This window comes from Blastococcus sp. SYSU DS0510 (genome assembly GCF_054050835.1).
Genome location: NZ_JBJHAC010000001.1, coordinates 159,727 through 176,967, shown reverse-complemented (window position 1 = coordinate 176,967; position 17,241 = coordinate 159,727). Strand labels below are relative to the sequence as shown.

The 17,241-nt window shown below is 73.9% G+C and carries 15 protein-coding genes; 9 read left to right on the top strand and 6 right to left on the bottom strand.

Features of this window, described 5'->3' with window-relative positions:
* Positions 1-16 precede the first annotated feature (16 nt).
* From nucS to ACI79P_RS00840, 3 genes are all read left to right on the top strand, one after another.
* On the top strand, positions 17-688 hold the full coding sequence (gene nucS / locus ACI79P_RS00850; RefSeq protein WP_456579147.1) for an endonuclease NucS: 672 nt from the start codon (positions 17-19) through the stop codon (positions 686-688).
* Positions 689-791: 103 nt separating this feature from the next.
* A complete protein-coding gene (locus ACI79P_RS00845) occupies positions 792-2,573 on the top strand; it encodes a 3-hydroxyacyl-CoA dehydrogenase family protein (RefSeq protein ID WP_456579146.1) in 1,782 nt (593 codons plus the stop codon).
* Between the two features lie 3 nt (positions 2,574-2,576).
* Positions 2,577-2,882: a hypothetical protein gene (locus ACI79P_RS00840; protein WP_456579145.1), complete on the top strand. Its 306-nt coding sequence runs from the start codon at positions 2,577-2,579 to the stop codon at positions 2,880-2,882.
* 66 nt (positions 2,883-2,948) lie between these two features.
* Here the strand turns inward: ACI79P_RS00840 and ACI79P_RS00835 are convergent, their stop codons facing one another.
* From ACI79P_RS00835 to mce, 4 genes are all read right to left on the bottom strand, one after another.
* Positions 2,949-4,193, bottom strand: coding sequence for a class F sortase (locus ACI79P_RS00835; RefSeq protein WP_456579144.1), 1,245 nt, complete (start codon positions 4,191-4,193; stop codon positions 2,949-2,951).
* A gap of 32 nt (positions 4,194-4,225) precedes the next feature.
* A complete protein-coding gene (locus tag ACI79P_RS00830; RefSeq protein ID WP_456579143.1) occupies positions 4,226-5,476 on the bottom strand; it encodes a hypothetical protein in 1,251 nt (416 codons plus the stop codon).
* A gap of 203 nt (positions 5,477-5,679) precedes the next feature.
* Positions 5,680-7,011: a crotonyl-CoA carboxylase/reductase gene (gene ccrA, locus ACI79P_RS00825; protein ID WP_456579142.1), complete on the bottom strand. Its 1,332-nt coding sequence runs from the start codon at positions 7,009-7,011 to the stop codon at positions 5,680-5,682.
* Between the two features lie 98 nt (positions 7,012-7,109).
* Positions 7,110-7,580 carry a methylmalonyl-CoA epimerase gene (mce, locus tag ACI79P_RS00820; protein ID WP_456579141.1) on the bottom strand — a complete coding sequence of 157 codons (471 nt, stop codon included), beginning with the start codon at positions 7,578-7,580 and terminating at the stop codon, positions 7,110-7,112.
* A 203-nt stretch (positions 7,581-7,783) separates the two neighbouring features.
* On the opposite strand from mce, the gene ACI79P_RS00815 reads away from it, so the two are divergent.
* The 3 genes from ACI79P_RS00815 to ACI79P_RS00805 are packed head-to-tail and all read left to right on the top strand — an operon-like array spanning position 7,784 to position 11,510.
* Entirely contained in the window at positions 7,784-8,974 is a 1,191-nt protein-coding gene (locus ACI79P_RS00815; protein WP_456579140.1) for an acetyl-CoA C-acetyltransferase, read from the top strand.
* Complete coding sequence (gene meaB / locus ACI79P_RS00810; RefSeq protein ID WP_456579139.1) at positions 8,971-9,996, top strand: methylmalonyl Co-A mutase-associated GTPase MeaB; 1,026 nt, start codon at positions 8,971-8,973, stop codon at positions 9,994-9,996. The genes ACI79P_RS00815 and meaB overlap by 4 nt, the downstream gene beginning before the upstream one ends.
* Before the next feature lie 44 nt (positions 9,997-10,040).
* Positions 10,041-11,510 (top strand): phytoene desaturase family protein, encoded by a 1,470-nt coding sequence (locus tag ACI79P_RS00805; protein ID WP_456579138.1) that lies wholly within the window; start codon positions 10,041-10,043, stop codon positions 11,508-11,510.
* A gap of 96 nt (positions 11,511-11,606) precedes the next feature.
* Here the strand turns inward: ACI79P_RS00805 and ACI79P_RS00800 are convergent, their stop codons facing one another.
* Entirely contained in the window at positions 11,607-12,143 is a 537-nt protein-coding gene (locus ACI79P_RS00800) for a cupredoxin domain-containing protein (RefSeq protein WP_456579137.1), read from the bottom strand.
* A gap of 236 nt (positions 12,144-12,379) precedes the next feature.
* Here ACI79P_RS00800 and ACI79P_RS00795 point away from each other — a divergent pair, with 236 nt between their 5' ends.
* The 3 genes from ACI79P_RS00795 to ACI79P_RS00785 all read left to right on the top strand — a co-directional run bounded on the left by ACI79P_RS00795 (position 12,380) and on the right by ACI79P_RS00785 (position 15,814).
* Entirely contained in the window at positions 12,380-12,895 is a 516-nt protein-coding gene (locus ACI79P_RS00795; RefSeq protein ID WP_456579136.1) for a MarR family winged helix-turn-helix transcriptional regulator, read from the top strand.
* Positions 12,896-12,934: 39 nt separating this feature from the next.
* Entirely contained in the window at positions 12,935-14,614 is a 1,680-nt protein-coding gene (locus tag ACI79P_RS00790; RefSeq protein ID WP_456579135.1) for an acyl-CoA mutase large subunit family protein, read from the top strand.
* Positions 14,615-14,851: 237 nt separating this feature from the next.
* On the top strand, positions 14,852-15,814 hold the full coding sequence (locus ACI79P_RS00785) for a tetratricopeptide repeat protein (RefSeq protein WP_456579134.1): 963 nt from the start codon (positions 14,852-14,854) through the stop codon (positions 15,812-15,814).
* A gap of 9 nt (positions 15,815-15,823) precedes the next feature.
* Here ACI79P_RS00785 and ACI79P_RS00780 read toward each other — a convergent pair whose 3' ends face one another.
* Positions 15,824-17,215, bottom strand: a complete 1,392-nt coding sequence (locus ACI79P_RS00780) for a neutral zinc metallopeptidase (RefSeq protein WP_456579133.1) — start codon at positions 17,213-17,215, stop codon at positions 15,824-15,826.
* Positions 17,216-17,241 lie beyond the last annotated feature (26 nt).

The window sequence follows — 17,241 nt, the reverse complement described above, 5'->3', positions numbered from 1 at the left end:
GGTACCGTCGGCGCCCGTGCGTCTGGTCATCGCCCGCTGCTCCGTCGACTACGTCGGCCGGCTCACCGCCCACCTGCCCATGGCGACCCGCCTCCTCCTGGTCAAGGCCGACGGCTCGGTGTCGGTGCACGCGGACGACCGCGCCTACAAGCCGCTGAACTGGATGAGCCCGCCGTGCCGGCTGGACGAGGCGCTCTCCGACGGCGCGGGCACCTGGACGGTGACGAACAAGGCGGGCGAGCAGCTGATCATCAGCATCGACGAGGTGCTGCACGACCACGCCCAGGAGCTCGGCGTCGACCCCGGGCTGCAGAAGGACGGCGTCGAGGCCGAGCTGCAGCGGCTGCTGGCCCTGCACGTGGAGACCTTCGGGCAGGGCTGGACCCTGGTGCGGCGGGAGTACCCGACGGCGATCGGCCCGGTGGACCTGCTCTGCCGGGACGCCGACGGCGGGGTCGTCGCGGTGGAGATCAAGCGGCGGGGCGAGATCGACGGCGTCGAGCAGCTCACCCGCTACCTCGACCTGCTCAACCGCGACCCGCTGCTGGCCCCGGTGAAGGGCGTCTTCGCCGCGCAGGAGATCAAGCCGCAGGCGCGCGTGCTGGCGCAGGACCGGGGGATCGACTGCGTCACCGTGGACTACGCCGTCCTCAAGGGCACCGACGACCCCTCCCAGCGGCTGTTCTGACCGGGGCCCCTCCGCCCCCACCGAGCCGGAGCGGAGGGGCCGGGGAGCGCTGGTCGTCGTGATGAGAGACTTCCCGCGATCACCGGCGATGGGAGACGGCAACGTGGCCAGGGAACTGAACGAGGTCGGCGTCGTGGGGCTGGGCACCATGGGTGCCGGCATCACCGAGGTGCTGGCGCGGGCGGGGCTGTCGGTCACCGCCGTCGAGGTCACCGACGAGGCGCTCGAGCGCGGTCGCGGGCACCTGGAGCAGTCGACCGACCGGGCGGTCGCCCGCGGCAAGCTCGACCCGGCCGACCGCGACGCCATCTTCGAGCGGATCCGCTTCTCCACCTCGCTGGAGGACCTCGCGACCGCGGAGCTGGTGATCGAGGCCATCCCCGAGCGCATGGAGCTCAAGGCCGACACCTTCGCCAAGCTGGACAAGATCTGCCCGCCGGACACGATCCTGGCGACCAACACCTCCAGCCTCTCCGTGACCGAGCTCTCGGTGGTCACCGGCCGGCCGAGCAAGGTCATCGGGATGCACTTCTTCAACCCCGCCCCGGTGATGAAGCTCGTCGAGGTCGTCCGCACCGTGGTCACCGAGCCCGAGGTCGTCGAGACCGTCGAGGCGCTGGCCGAGCGCCTGGGCAAGGTCGACGTCACCATCGGCGACAAGGCCGGGTTCATCGCCAACGCGCTGCTGTTCGGCTACCTCAACCACGCGGTCTCGATGTACGAGAACCGCTACGCCTCCCGCGAGGACATCGACGCCGCGATGCGCCTGGGCTGCGGGCTCCCCATGGGGCCGCTCTCGCTCATGGACCTGATCGGCATCGACACCGCCTACGAGATCCTCGACACGATGTACAAGCAGTCGCGGAACCGGCTGCACGCGCCCAGCCCGGTCATCAAGCAGATGATGACCGCGGGACTGCTGGGCCGGAAGTCCGGTCGCGGCTTCTACACCTACGCAGAGCCCGGTTCGGCCGAGGTCGTCGCGGACGCGCAGACCCCGATGCCGGGCGGCGCCGCTGCGGGCGCCCGCGACGTGCGGACCGTCGGCGTCGTCGGCTCGGGCACGATGGCCACGGGCATCATCGAGGTCGTCGCCAAGGGCGGGTACGACGTGCGCTTCGTCGCCCGCTCGCCCGAGAAGGTCGAGGGCGTCACGAAGGCGCTCACCAAGTCCCTGGACAAGCAGGTCGTGCGCGGCCGCCTCGAGGAGGCGGCCAAGGAGGAGATCCTCGGCCGGGTCGCCGGGACGACGTCGCTGGACGACCTCGCCGACCGCGACCTGGTCATCGAGGCCGTGATCGAGTCGCTGCCGGTGAAGGAGGCGCTCTTCGCCAACCTCGGCGAGATCGCCAAGCCCGGCGCGGTGCTCGCCACCACCACCTCGAGCCTGCCGGTCATCGAGTGCGCCAAGGCCAGCGGCCGCCCGGCCGACGTGGTGGGCATGCACTTCTTCAACCCCGCGCAGGTCATGAAGCTGGTCGAGGTGGTCTCGACGATCTCCACCGCTCCCGACGCGGCCGCGACGATCCACGCGGTCTCGGCGCAGCTCGGCAAGCACGCCGTCTCCTGCACCGACCGCGCCGGCTTCATCGTGAACGCGCTGCTCTTCCCGTACCTGAACGACGCGGTGAAGATGCTGGAGGCGCACTACGCCACCGCCGACGACATCGACGCCGCCATGAAGGTCGGCTGCGGTTACCCGATGGGCCCCTTCGAGCTGCTGGACGTCGTCGGCCTCGACGTCTCGCTCGCGATCGAACGGGAGCTCTACACCGAGTTCCGGGAGCCCGGGTTCGCGCCGGCGCCGCTGCTGGAGCACCTGGTCACCGCCGGATACCTCGGCCGCAAGACCGGTCGCGGGTTCCGGGACTACGCCGCCCGCTGACGGGTGCCCCGTCGCCGTCCACGGACCGGGTCGCGTCCTCCGGGACGCGACCCGGTCCGTCGTTCCGAGCAGGTCGAGGAGGCATCCGACGGCGACTGGGTCGTCCGGGCCATCACCGGCGCCGCCACCGGGAAGAGCTACCGCTGCCCGGGCTGCGACCAGGAGATCCGCCCCGGCACGCCGCACGTGGTGACCTGGCCCGCCTTCGTCCGGGACTCCGATCTCGAGCCCTGGGACGTCGACTCGGCGGCCGACCGGCGCCGGCACTGGCACACGGCCTGCTGGCGCTCCCGCACCCGCCGTCGCTGAAGAAGGACCCCGCTGCCCCTTACGCCTCGCGAGCTCGGCGCGGGCGCCTGCAGCGGGGCCGTTCCCTCAGGTCACGAGCTCGGCCGAGACCACCACGTTGTCGAGGTAGCTCCCCGCCGCCGCGTCGAACGCGCCGCCGCAGGTGATCAACCGGAGCTCCGCGGCCGGGGTCGGCGCGTAGACGGTCGTCCCCGGGAAGGCCGCCTTGGCGTACCGCTCGGTGGCGGTGACGCGGAAGCGGGCCACGCTGCCGTCGGCCCGGTCGACGAGCACCTCGTCGCCGGGGGAGAGCCCGGCGAGCGCGCCCAGCGCCCCCGCGCGCCCGCCGCCGTCCACGTGCCCGGCGAGGACCGCGGGACCGGGGGAGCCCGGGACGGGGCCGCCGGTGAACCAGCCGACCCTCGAGGGGTCCGCCGGCGGGACGAGGGCGCCCGCGTCGTCGAGGCCGGCGCCGACCACGGGCGCCTCGATGCCCGCGGCGGGAACGCGCAGGCGCACGGGAGCGGCGGTCGGCAGCCGCTCGACGGCGAGCCGCGGGGCCGCCGTCGCGACGGCGACCGCGCGGGGCAGCCAGCCGGTGAGGAGCCCGGCCGGGCCGCCCCCGGCCTCCACCGCACCCACGGGCCGGACGGCGGGCCCCGAGGCGTCGGCCACCACCCGCAGCTCCACGCCGCCCCCGGGGCGCTCCAGGGCGAGCACCGTGCGCACCGAGCTGGCGGGCAGGTCGAGCTCGGCCTCGTCGCCGGTCGTCGGCACGAGGGCCCGGTAGCGACCGCCGGGGACGGTCACGGCGGGGCCGGCGCCGGGCGAGGCGAGCCCGGCCGAGAGCCGCGGCCCACCGGGCACCAGGACGTCGAGCGGGCCGGCGGCGGGTGCGGCCGCGAGCACCCGGACGCGGGCCTCCCCGGCGGGTGGGGCGCTCAGGTCGTCCTCGACCGGTTGCAGGGCGAGGTCGGCGAAGGCGCCGGCGAGCACGACGGTCCGCGCCTGCCCGGGGGAGAGCTCGAGGCGCGTGGAGAGCACCGGCGGGGTGGACGACGGTGCGCCGGCGGCCCGGATGCTGACCGCGTAGGCGCCCGCGGGCAGCTCCGTGTACGCGTCCACCTCGCCGTACCGCAGCCCGGGCGCGACCACCGGGCCCGGGTCGGTGAGGACCTTCCCGGGCGGTGCCGCGGGGGTCAGCGCGACATCCACCGCGGGAGTGTCGGGGGAGAGGTGGGCGACCCGCAGCAGCCCCTCGCCGGGCTCCTCGGCCGCGGCGCGTACCGGCGCGGCGAGGAGGCCCAGCAGCAGCGCGAGGGTCAGCGCCACGACGGGCCAGAGCCCGCGCCGGGCCCCCGGGCTCAGGAGCGGCCCACCGGCTCGTCCACCGACTCCGTCGTCGACTCGTCCTGCGCGGCCGGGGTCCCGCCCGTGGTGGGCCGCGGCGGCAGCGGCAGCGCCCGGGTGGTCGGCTCGGCGCGCTGGACCGCCGGGAAGGTGGCGGTCACCGGGTCGATGCGGGTGGGCTGGCGGGCCGCCGCGGCCTCGCCCTCGCCCCGGGCGACGGCCGGCTGCTGCCCCGTCTGGGGGCCGGCGACCTGGGCGGGGGACTGATCAGCGGTCGCCTCCGGGCGGTCGGCCTGTGCGGCCGGAGCCGTCTGCGGGGCGGTCGTCGGCTGGGCCGGGGCCTGCTGCGGTGCCGCCTGCTGCGGCCGGTCGCCCTGCCGGGCGGGCTGCTGGGGAGCGGCCCCGGCGGTGCGCGCGGTCGGCTGCGGGCGGCGCTCGGCCTCGGCGTCGTCACGGGACTGCTGGGCCCGGTCGCCCAGGTCGGGCAGGCTGTCGAGCAGGCGGCGGGCCTGCACGAGCCGGCTGGTGAGCTCGTCGCGGACCTCGCGGATGGCCTCGGCGCGGGCCTCGGCGTCGGCGACCAGCTGCGCGGCGTGCTGCTCGGCGGCGGAGATCCGCTGGCGGGCGGCCTGGGTGGAGACGCGCTCGCGCTCCTCCTCGACCCGCGCGGCCTCGGCCCGGCGGGCGCGCTGCGCGATGTCGAAGTCCTCCTCGACCTTGGCGCGGCGGGCCTGGGACTCGGCGTCGAGCCGGGCGACCCGCTCCTGGGCCTTGGCGACCAGCTCGTCGGCCCGCTGCTGGGCCTTCTGCGCGATCTGCTCGGCGCTGTGCCGCGCCTCGGCGATCATCCGCTCGACCTCGGCCTGCCCGGCGGCGTGGCGCTCCAGCAGCGCCCGCTCCTCGGCGGCGGTCTGCTCGCGGACGGCCATCGCGTCGACCTCGGCGGCGCGGCGGATCTCGCCCGCCTCCTCCTCGGCCAGCTGCAGCATGTGCTGGATGCGCTCGCTGATGTTCTCGAACGTGGGAGCGGCGGCGCTGGCGGCCTTGCGGCGCAGCGACTCGATCTCGCCGTGGAGCGCCGAGAGCTGGCTGGCCAGGTCGCTGGAGCGGGCGACGGCGGCGTCGCGGTCGGCGAGCGCGATGCGGAAGTCTGCCTCCAGCCGCTCGATCGTGTCGGCGACCTGGCTGCGGTCGTACCCCCGCAGGACCACGTCGAACGAGTGCTGGGCCTCGTGCATCGGCATATCACGGCGGGGGTCGCTCATGGGTTCATCCTCGCAGAAGGGCAGGAGCACGTCATCGTCCTGGGCCCGGTGCGCCACAGCTGTCCCGGTGGTCCCGGGCGACACGCCGGGTGACGCGCAGGGGGCCGGGCCGCAGCGCGGCCCGGCCCCAGGCGACGAACGGGAACGGCCCCGTCCAGAGGCTCACCCCGAGCCTGCGGGGGTGAGGAGGACGGGGTCCTTCTTCAGATCCCGCGGAAGCGGTTGATCGCGTCGATGTGCTTGGCGCGCTTCTCGGCGTCCTTGACCCCGAGCCCTTCCTGGGGGGCGAGGGTCAGGACGCCGACCTTGCCCTGGTGGGCGTTGCGGTGGACGTCGAGAGCGGCCTGGCCGACCTCCTCCATCGGGTAGACCTTCGACAGGGTGGGGTGGATGAGGCCCTTGTCGATGAGCCGGTTGGCCTCCCACGCCTCCTTGTAGTTGGCGAAGTGCGAGCTCAGGATCTTCTTGAGGTTCATCCACAGGTACCGGTTGTCGTACTCGTGCATGTACCCCGTGGTCGAGGCGCAGGTGATGATCGTCCCGCCCTTCTTGGCCACGTAGACGCTGGCGCCGAAGGTCTCCCGGCCCGGGTGCTCGAAGACGATGTCGACGTCCTCACCACCGGTCAGCTCACGGATCCTCTTCCCGAAGCGCTGCCACTCCTTGGGGTCCTGGGTGTCGTCGTCCTTCCAGAACTGGTAGCCCTCGGCGGATCGGTCGATGACCAGCTCGGCGCCCATCTTCCGGACGATCTCGGCCTTCTCCGGGCTGCTGACCACGCACACCGGGATCGCGCCGCCGTTGAGCGCCATCTGGGTGGCGTAGGACCCCAGGCCGCCCGAGGCGCCCCAGATGAGCACGGTGTCGCCCTGCTTCATGTTGGCGCCGTTCTTGCTCACCAGCTGGCGGTAGGCGGTCGAGTTGACCAGGCCGGGGCTGGCGGCCTCCTCCCAGGAGAGGTGGGCGGGCTTGGGCATGAGCTGGTTGCTCTTGACCAGGGCCAGCTCGGCGAGACCGCCGAAGTTGGTCTCGAAGCCCCAGATGCGCTGCTGCGGGTCCATCATCGTGTCGTCGTGGCCGGCCGGGTCCTCGAGCTCCACGGAGAGGCAGTGCGCGACGACCTCGTCGCCCGGCTTCCACTTGTTCACGCCGGGGCCCACGCGCAGGACGACGCCGGCCAGGTCGGAGCCCACCACGTGGTAGGGCAGGTCGTGCCGCTTGGTGAGCTCGGAGACGCGGCCGTAGCGCTCGAGGAAGCCGAAGGTGGAGACCGGCTCGAAGATCGACGTCCAGACGGTGTTGTAGTTCACCGAGGACGCCATGACGGCCACGATCGCCTCGCCCGGGCCGAGCTCCGGGGTGGGGACCTCCTCGACGTGGAGGGACTTGCGCGGGTCCTTCTCCTTCGTGGTCAGGCCCACGAACATGTCCTGCTCGTCCTTGCGGACCAGCACGGCGCGGTAGGACTCCGGCACGGCCAGGCCGCCGAGGGCGTCCAGCTGGTCGGCGAGGATGGCGTCCCTGATCTCGTTCACGCGAACTCCTGGGTCATAGGTGGCCGTCGTCGGCCAGGCTCGGAGGGCGGTGCGGGTGCGGAGAGGTTACCGATGGGTAACCGGGCGGCTCGGGGTGGTCAGCGCGCGGAGGTCGGGGCCGGCTCGACGAGCTCGACGAGGACGCCGCCGGCGTCCTTGGGGTGGACGAAGTTCACGCGGCTGTCCGACGTGCCGCGCTTGGGCGTGTCGTAGAGCAGCCGCAGTCCGCGCTCGCGCAGCGTGGCGCTCACCGCCTCGACGTCGTCGACCCGGAAGGCGAGCTGCTGCAGGCCGGGGCCGGAGCGGCCGATGAACGTGGCGATGGTGGAGTCGGGGGTCAGCGGCGCGAGCAGCTGGATCCTGGTCTCGCCGGTGCCGACGGCGAGCATGGCCTCGCGCACGCCCTGCTCCTCGTTCGTCTCCTCGTGCACCGAGTGCACCCCGAAGGCGCGGGCGTAGAAGGCGATCGCCTCGTCCAGGTCGGGGACGGCGATGCCCACGTGGTCGATGGTCGTCAGCAGGCCCTCGGGCAGGCCGGGGCGGGCGGCGTCGTTGCTCACCCGACGCATATTGCCGCCAAGACGTCTGAGACGACAGGTCGATGTGGCGCGCCTCACCCCGGCGACGTGACCGCGGCCACTCGTCCGGCCCTGCCGCCGGTCCGGAGCCCGTCCTATCCTTCCCGGGAGGCCCGACGCCGCGCCGGTACCACCGTCGCGGTGCGTCCCGACAACGTGGTCGCCACCGGCGGCGGCCCGGCACTGGAGGCAGCATGTCCCGCTCGGTCATCGTCAGCGGCGCCCGCACCCCGATGGGGCGGCTCCTCGGCTCGCTCAAGGACTTCTCGGCGGCCGACCTCGGCGGTGTCGCCATCAAGGCCGCGCTCGAGCGCGCCGGCATCTCCGGCGACCAGGTCGACTACGTGATCATGGGTCAGGTCATCCAGGCCGGCGCCGGGCAGAACCCCGCCCGCCCGGCCGCGGTCGCCGGCGGCATCCCCATGTCGGTGCCGTCGCTGACCATCAACAAGGTCTGCCTCTCCGGCATGAACGCCATCGCGCTGGCCGACCAGCTCATCCGCGCCGGTGAGTACGACGTGGTCGTCGCCGGTGGCATGGAGTCGATGACGCAGGCGCCGCACCTGCTGGCGGGCTCCCGCACGGGCACCAAGTACGGCGACACGACGCTCATCGACTCGATGGCCCACGACGGCCTCTCGGACACCTTCGACCAGGTGGCGATGGGCGCGCTCACCGAGCAGGCGAACAGCCGCTACGACCTGACCCGCGAGGAGCAGGACGAGTTCGCCGCGGCGAGCCACCAGAAGGCCGCCCGCGCCGCGAAGGACGGCGTCTTCGACGAGGAGATCACCCCCGTCCTCATCCCGCAGCGCAAGGGCGACCCGATCGAGTTCCGCGAGGACGAGGGCATCCGCCCCGACACCACTGCGGAGAGCCTCTCCAAGCTCAAGCCGGCCTTCGCGAAGGACGGCACGATCACGGCCGGCACCGCCTCGCAGATCTCCGACGGCGCCTGCGCGGTCGTCGTCATGAGCGCCGAGAAGGCCGCCGAGCTCGGTTGCACCGTGATCGCCGAGATCGGTGCGCACGGCGTCGTCGCCGGGCCGGACGCCACGCTGCAGAGCCAGCCGTCGCGGGCGATCCAGAAGGCCTGCGAGCGCGAGGGCATCGACCCGAAGTCCCTCGACCTGGTCGAGCTGAACGAGGCCTTCGCCGCCGTCGGCATCGTCTCGACCCGCGAGCTCGGCATCGACCCGGAGAAGGTGAACCCCAACGGTGGTGCCATCGCCCTGGGCCACCCGATCGGCATGAGCGGCGCCCGGATCGTCCTGGACCTCGCGCTGGAGCTGCGCCGCCGCGGTGGCGGCGTCGGCGCGGCCGCGCTCTGCGGTGGCGGTGGCCAGGGCGACGCGCTGATCCTGCACGTGCCCGCGAAGGCGTGACGACAGAGGGGACCGCGGTCCAGACGCCGGCTCCGGGCGCCCCTCGCGGGCGCCGCTCCCGGCGGTCCACCGACGTCCCGACCCTGGTCGAGCGCGCCCGCGAGGGCGACGCCCGGTCGGTGGCCCGGCTCATCTCCCTGGTGGAGGACGCGAGCCCCGCGCTGCGCGAGGTGGCCGCCGCGCTGACCCCGCACACCGGCCACGCGCAGGTCATCGGGCTCACCGGGTCCCCGGGCGTCGGCAAGTCGACGTCGACCACCGCGCTGGTCCGCGCGCTGCGGCAGGCCGGCAAGCGGGTCGGGGTCCTCGCCGTCGATCCGTCGTCGCCCTTCTCCGGGGGCGCGCTGCTCGGTGACCGCGTGCGCATGCAGGACCACGCCGGCGACAGCGGCGTCTTCATCCGCTCGATGGCCTCCCGCGGCCACCTCGGCGGGCTGTCGTGGGCCACCCCGCAGGCGCTGCGGGTCCTCGACGCGGCCGGCTGCGACGTCGTGCTCGTCGAGACCGTGGGCGTCGGCCAGTCCGAGCTGGAGATCGCCTCGCTCGCCGACACCACCCTCGTGCTCGTCGCGCCGGGCATGGGCGACGGCATCCAGGCCGCGAAGGCCGGCATCCTCGAGGTCGCCGACGTCTTCGTGGTGAACAAGGCCGACCGGGACGGCGCGGACCAGACCGTCCGCGACCTGCGCTACATGCTCTCCCTCGGCGGGCGGCACTCCGAGGCCGGGCACTGGCGCCCGCCGATCTGCCGCACGGTGGCCGCCCGCGACACCGACAACGGCATCGACGAGGTCCTGGTGAGGATCGAGGAGCACCGGCAGTGGCTGGAGTCCTCGGGCGAGGGGCACCGCCGGCGCAGCGAGCGGGCCGCCCGCGAGATCGAGGCGATCGCGCTGGCCACCCTGCGGGAGCGGATGGGCGACGTGCGCGGCTCGGCGGCTCTCGGCGCCCTGGCCGACGCGGTGGTCGGCGGCGGGACCGACCCGTACCGCGCCGCGGACGAGCTGCTCGGCCAGCTGTAGCCGCTGACCGGGCGGGTCCGACGCGGGGCGGCCAGGATGGACGGGTGAACGGGAAGCCGGACGCCGTCGTCGTCGGAGCGGGACCCAACGGCCTGGCCGCGGCGCTCCGGCTGGCAGCCGCGGGCCTGCGGGTGCAGGTGGTGGACGCGGGCGAGCGCCCCGGCGGCGGCATGCGCACCGAGGAGCTCATGTGCCCGGGCTTCCACCACGACGTCTGCTCGACGGTGCAGCCGCTGGCCGTCGCGGCGCCCTTCTTCCGCGAGTTCGACCTGCCGTCGCGCGGGGTGCGCCTCGTGCACCCGGAGGTCAACTACGCCCACCCCCTGGACGGCGGGCGGGCGGCGGTCTCGCACCGCTCCCTGGAGGAGACCGCAGCCGGCCTGGGCGTGGACGCGGCGGCCTACCGGCGGCTGTTCGAGCCGCTGGTCGAGCACGGCACCGACGTCGTCGACTTCTTCCTCACCAGCCGGCTGCGGAGCCTGCCGACCCGCAGCGTGCCGCAGATCGCCCGGTTCGGGCTGACCGGCCTGCCGAACGTGAGCTGGCTGGCGCACCGGTACTTCGAGACCGACAAGGGGCGAGCGCTGCTCGGGGGCGCCGCCGCCCACGGCATGCTCGACCTCAGCCAGCCGCTCACCTCGGCCCTGGGCATGCTGCTGACGATGCTGTCCCACCACGTCGGCTGGCCGCTGATCGAGGGTGGGTCGCAGCGGCTCGCCGACGCCATGGTGACGGCGCTCGAGGAGCAGGGCGGCGAGGTGGTCACCGGGCACCTGGTCACCGACCTGCGCGAGTTCGAGGGCGTGCCCGCCGTCCTGCTCGACACCACCCCCGAGGCGTTCGTCCGCATGGCCGGCGACCGGGTGCACGAGGGCTACCGCCGCTGGGTGGGGCGCTACCGGCACGGGCCGGGGGTGTTCAAGATCGACTGGATCCTCTCGGAGCCGGTGCCGTGGACCAACCCAGACGTCCGGCGGGCCGGGACGATCCACGTCGCCGGCGACCTCGAGGAGACGATCGCGGGGGAGCGGGCGCCCAACGAGGGCCGGCTCACCGACCGCCCCTACGTGCTCGCCGTGCAGCCGACCGTGCCGGACCCCCGCCGTGCGCCCGAGGGCGGGCACATCTTCTGGGCCTACGTGCACGTGCCGCACGCGTCCGACGCCGACATGACGGACGCGATCGAGCGGCAGGTGGAGCGGTTCGCACCCGGGTTCCGGGACACCGTCGTCGAGCGCGCCACCAAGACCGCCGTCCAGATGGAGCAGTGGAACCCCACCTACCGGGGCGGCGACATCTCCAACGGCCAGGCCACCCTGCGCCAGATGCTGGCCCGCCCGGTGCCGCGCTGGAACACCTACAAGACGCCGGTGCGCGGGGTGTACCTCGCGTCGTCGGCCACCCCGCCCGGGCCCGCCGTCCACGGGGCCTGCGGCGACAACGCCGCCCGCGTGGCGCTGCGCGAGGTGTTCGGCGTGCGGCACGTCCCGCCGCTGCGCCCACCGCTGCGCTGATCGAGGCAGCGGTGGGCCACAGCCGCCGGACCCCGCCACCGCGGCCCCAGGGGCCCGCCGCGTGGCTGCCCGGTCGCCGACGGGTCCGTCGGGCGACTACTTGCGCACGGTGACCGTCGACTGCATCCACGGATGGATGAGGCACTCGAACTTGTGCACCCCGGGCTCCAGGTGCTCGACCACGTGGTGCCCGCCCGGTGGCACGCCGGTCTCGACGAAGCCGCGCGGAACGGACACCCCGGGCTGCACTTCCACGAGGTCGGCGCACTCGGCGACGGGGGTGAGTCCCAGCAGCGCGTTGACGTCGTCCACGCAGCCCCCGCCGAAGCGCGCGACCTCGGTGAACGTGTGGAACTCCCCGCCGACGCCCACGACGTGCAGCGGATCGCCGTGGCGCACCGTGGTCCGATCCGGGTGGAACCGCCACTTCCCGTGCTCGCCGTCGTCGAGCAGTTCCTCGACGAACTCGTCGAACGTGGTGTCGCCGTCACCGACGCAAGTGCCTGGTCCCACCGCCTCGTCGAAGCTGGTCGGGTCGCAGTCGTCCTGCGCTTCGATCACTTCCGCGTGGCCGCCGCCGTGGGCGCCTGCCGTCGCCGGTACCGCCAGCAGGCCCGCGGCGCTCAGAGCCACCGCGCCTGTCAACAGCCTGGACCTCATCGAAGCCTCCCGGGGTGGGTGTCCCCCCGCGGAGAGGCAACCTAGGGACCCGGGGTGCCCCTGGGCCGGGTCGCCGGCGCGGCGCGCGTCGCCGGTCTCGACGATGCGGAGGGTCGCCACCGTGCGCAACCCTCGTGCACCGGCGGCGGTGACGGGGAGCCGTCGGGCCACGCCGGGATCCCCGCCCACCGAGCGGTACCGTGCGCCGCATGGTCCGACCGCTGGGGCTGCCGTTCGACCCGATCGAACGCGCCGGGGAGAGGTGGGAGGAGCACTTCGGCCCGTCGTCGGCGATGCGGGCGGCGACGTCGGTGTTCCGCGTCCAGCAGATCCTGCTCGCCCGCTTCGACGCGGTCCTGCGACCGCTGGAGCTGACCTTCGCCCGCTACGAGGTGCTCGTCCTCCTCACCTTCAGCCGGTCGGGGGAGCTGCCGCTGAAGGTGATCGGCAGCCGGCTGATGGTCCACCCGACCAGCGTCACCAACGCCATCGACCGGCTGGTGGCCGCCGGGTACGTCGACCGCCGCCCCAACCCCGCCGACGGCCGCGGTGTCCTCGCGGCGATCACCGCACGCGGCCGCGCCGTCGTGGCGGAGGGGACGCGGGCGCTCACCGATCTCGACTTCGGGCTGGGGGACCTCGCGGAGGAGGAGCAGGAGGTGCTGTTCACGACGTTGCGCCGGGTCCGGCTCGGGGCCGGGGACGTCGCGGACGACGCGCCGTGACGCTCGACACACGATAGTTGGACGTCCTAGCATCTCGGCATGAGCGACGACGCCCGGCAGCGGTGGCAGCAGCGGTACGACGCGGCGCTCGCCGCGGGGCGGGTCCGGGAGGCGGACTTCACCACGCTCTCCGGCGTCGAGGTCGACCCGGTGTACGGCCCGGCCGACGAGAGCGCCGTCGAGGGGTTCGAGCGGATCGGCTACCCAGGGGAGTTCCCCTTCACCCGGGGGCTGCACGCCACCGGCTACCGCGGCCGGGCCTGGACCATCCGGCAGTTCGCGGGCTTCGGGAACGCCAAGCAGACCAACGAGCGCTACAAGATGATCCTGGCCGAGGGCGGCGGCGGCCTGTCCGTGGCCTTCGACATGCCCACGCTCATGGGCCGCGACTCCGACGACCCCCGCAGCCTCGGCGAGGTCGGGCACTGCGGCGTCGCCGTGGACTCCGCCGTCGACATGGACGCGCTCTTCGACGGCATCGACCTCGAGGCGACGACGACGTCGATGACCATCAGCGGCCCCGCCGTCCCGGTCTTCTGCATGTACCTGGTGGCCGCCGAGCGCCAGGGGGCCGACATCGGCCGGCTCAACGGCACGCTGCAGACCGACATCTTCAAGGAGTACATCGCGCAGAAGGAGTGGCTCTTCCCCCCGGAGCCGCACCTGCGCCTGATCGGCGACCTCATGGAGTACTGCGCCCAGCACATCCCGGCGTACAAGCCGATCAGCGTCTCGGGCTACCACATCCGCGAAGCCGGCTCGACCGCCGCGCAGGAGCTCGCCTACACGCTGGCCGACGGCTTCGCCTACGTGGAGCTGGGCCTGGACCGGGGGCTGGACATCGAGACCTTCGCGCCCGGCCTCTCCTTCTTCTTCGACGCGCACATCGACTTCTTCGAGGAGATCGCCAAGTTCCGGGCCGCCCGCCGCATCTGGGCGCGCTGGCTGCGCGACGTCTACGGCGCGCGGACGGAGAAGGCCCAGCAACTGCGCTTCCACACCCAGACGGCGGGGGTGAGCCTGACCGCGCAGCAGCCGGACAACAACATCACCCGGACGGCGGTGGAGGCGCTCGCGGCCGTCCTCGGCGGCACGCAGTCGCTGCACACCAACGCCCTCGACGAGGTGCTCGCGCTGCCCAGCGCCAAGGCGGCGCAGATCGCGCTGCGCACCCAGCAGGTGATCGCCGAGGAGACCGGCGTCATGAACGTCGCCGACCCGCTCGGCGGGTCCTGGTACGTCGAGGCGCTCACCGACGACCTCGAGCGGCAGGCCGAGGAGATCTTCGCCCGCATCCGCGACATGGGCACCGACGGCACGATCACCTCGGGCATCCTGCGCGGCATCGAGGACGGCTGGTTCACCGGCGAGATCGCCGAGGCGGCGTTCGTATACCAGCGGGCGCTGGAGAAGGGCGACAAGAAGGTGGTCGGCGTGAACACGCTCACCGGCTCCGTCGACGCCCACGACAAGCTGGACATCCTGCGGGTCAGCCACGAGGTGGAGGTCGAGCAGAAGGCCGAGCTGGCCGGCCGCCGGCGGCAGCGGGACGACGACGCCGCCCGCGCGGCCGTCGCGCGGATGGTCGAGGTGTCGCGGACGGAGGCGAACATGGTCCCCGCGATGCTCGACGCCGCGCGCGCGGAGGCGACGCTCGGCGAGATCTGCGACGCCCTGCGCGCCGAGTGGGGTGGCTACACCGAGCCCGCGCGATTCTGACCGTCGCGCTCCGCGCTCCGACCGCGGCCAGGTGCCGTCCCGGCGTGCGCTGAGCCCGTGCTCGGCACGCCTCGGGAGGACCTCCGGCCCTCCGCTCGGTGCACCGACCTCGCAGGGCGGCTCACCCGCCGAACCGCGACGGGGTGCCGTCCCTGATCTGTCGGCGCGGCTTCCCGGTGTCCCCCGCAGGGACCCTCCGGGCCCCGTGCCGGAACCACCGGTGGGATCATGGATCCCATGCAGCCCACCCGCCCAGGACGTCCCGACCCGCGCGCGCAGGCACAGCAGGCCCAGATGGCCGCCGCCATGGCCGGCGCCGTCGACCTCGCCGCCGTCAAGGCCCGCTCGGAGGCCGCGGCGCGCGCCCAGGCCGCCCCGCCGCCGAGCGCCGCCGCCCCGGCGGGCGCACCGGGTGGTGCGGTCGTCGACGTCACCGAGGCCACCTTCCAGGCCGAGGTGCTGGACCGGTCGTTCCAGGTGCCGGTCGTGCTCGACCTGTGGGCCGAGTGGTGCGGGCCGTGCAAGCAGCTCTCCCCGGTGCTCGAGCGGCTGGCCGTCGAGGGCGGCGGCTCGTGGGTGCTGGCGAAGGTCGACGTCGAGGCCAACCCGGCGCTGGCGCAGGGGCTGCGCGTCCAGGGGATCCCCGCCGTCAAGGCGGTGTGGCAGGGGCAGCTGGTCGCCGAGTTCACCGGCGCGATCCCCGAGGAGCAGGCCCGCCAGTTCGTCACCGAGCTGGTGCAGGCCACCACCGGGGGCGCGGTCCCCGGCGCCGACGCGCAGGAGGAGGCGGAGGACCCGCGACTGGACGCCGCCGAGGCCGCCCTCGAGCGCGGAGACCTCGCCGCGGCCGAGGCCGCCTACGAGGCGATCCTGGCCGAGGAGCCCGACCACCCCGACGCCGGCATCGCGCTGCGCCAGGTGCACCTGTTCCGCCGCGCCGAGGAAGCGGGCCCGGACGCGCTGGCCGCGGCGGACGCCGCGCCCGACGACGTCGCCGCGCAGACCCGGGCCGCCGACTTCCTCCTGGGCACCGGCAACATCGAGGCGGCCTTCGACCGGCTGCTCGACGTGGTCCGCCGCACCGGGGGCGAGGACCGGGACGCGGCGCGCAAGCACCTGGTCGAGCTCTTCGCCGTCGTCGGCGACGCCGACCCCCGCGTCGCGTCGGCCCGCCGTCAGCTCACCGCCGCGCTCTTCTGACGGCGGGGCTCAGCCCGCGATCCCGCAGGCCCCGCCGCCCTCCAGGAAGCCGGACCGGAAGGCACCGACCAGCTCGAACCCCGAGGCGTCGGCGTCGGGGAAGACCTGCTCCTCGACGCCGTACCGCAGCAGGAACTGGACGGCCTCGTCGAGGTCGCCGGGGCTGATCTCGGCCTCGACGACGTCGACGAACTCGGCGTTGTACCACTGCGCCTGGTACCAGCCGGTGAGGCAGACCGCCGACCGGGTCGCCTCGGCGTCGTCGACCGAGAGCCCGGCCTGCTCCCGCACCGCCATCGCGTAGGGCAGCGCCATGGCGGTGGCCAGGGCGAAGTCGCCGATCTCGTCGTAGGCCGGCACCGCCAGGTCGCTCTCGTCGATGTAGACGGTGAGCTCCTCGGCGCAATAGCCCAGGTCCCGGTCGCGGAGCCCGTCGCAGCCCGGGGCCCGGCCGTCGAACCCGGCGATCGCGGGCTCCTGGAACTCCTCGCCGAAGGCGGTGGGGAAGACCTCGCCCCAGAAGGCGGGCAGGGTGGCGCCGACCCAGTCGACGATGTCGGCGAACTCCGCGTTCCCCTGGTTGAGGTCGGTCGGGGTGAACTCGGCGGCGGTGAACAGCCGGTCCTCGCCGAAGGCGTCGCGGCAGACGCCCAGGCCGCTCTCGAACCCGTCGTAGAACGCCGAGACCCGGTCGAAGTACGAGCCGTGCGCCTCGACGTCGTCGGGGTCGCTGCCCACGTCGTCGCGGAGCAGGAGGAACCCCCGGACGACGTCATCCAGCTCCGGCTCGCGCAGCGAGAGGTGGTCCGCCTCGCCGTCGGCGACCCAGCGCGTCCACGCACCGGCCAGGCAGTCGGCCTGGGTCTCGTCCTGGATGCTCCGGCCGGACTCGGCGAACCCGAACCGCCCCTGCATCGCGTGCCCGAACTCGTGGGCCATGATCACCGGCACGAGGAAGCGGCCGTAGTCGTCGGAGAGCTCCTGCAGCAGCGCGCGGTCGTAGGCGATCACGTCGCAGACCGGGTCGTAGAAGGCGTTGCCGGCCACGTCCTCCGGCGCGGTGTACGAGCCTTCGCAGCCGATGCCGGTCTCCGGGTAGGCGCTCTCGTCGAGGTTCTCGGAGTCGACCGAGAAGTAGCCGCCCTCCAGCGGCGTGTACTCCCCGCCGAAGTACTCGGGGTAGGCCTGCGTCCAGAAGGTCTCGAGGTCGGCGAGGGCGTTGCGGGCGAACTGGTCGATCGGCTCCTCGCCCACCCCGGTGACCGGGAACTCGTCGGCGCCCGCGTCGGTCGGGGCACCGCCCGGGGGCATCGCCTGACCGCGCACCGTGCCGGTGGCGCAACCGGTGAGCACGAGCCCCGCGACGACCACAGGGGCCACCCGGTGCAGCAGCCGTCTCATCCGGTGCTTCCTCCAGGCGCCTGTGC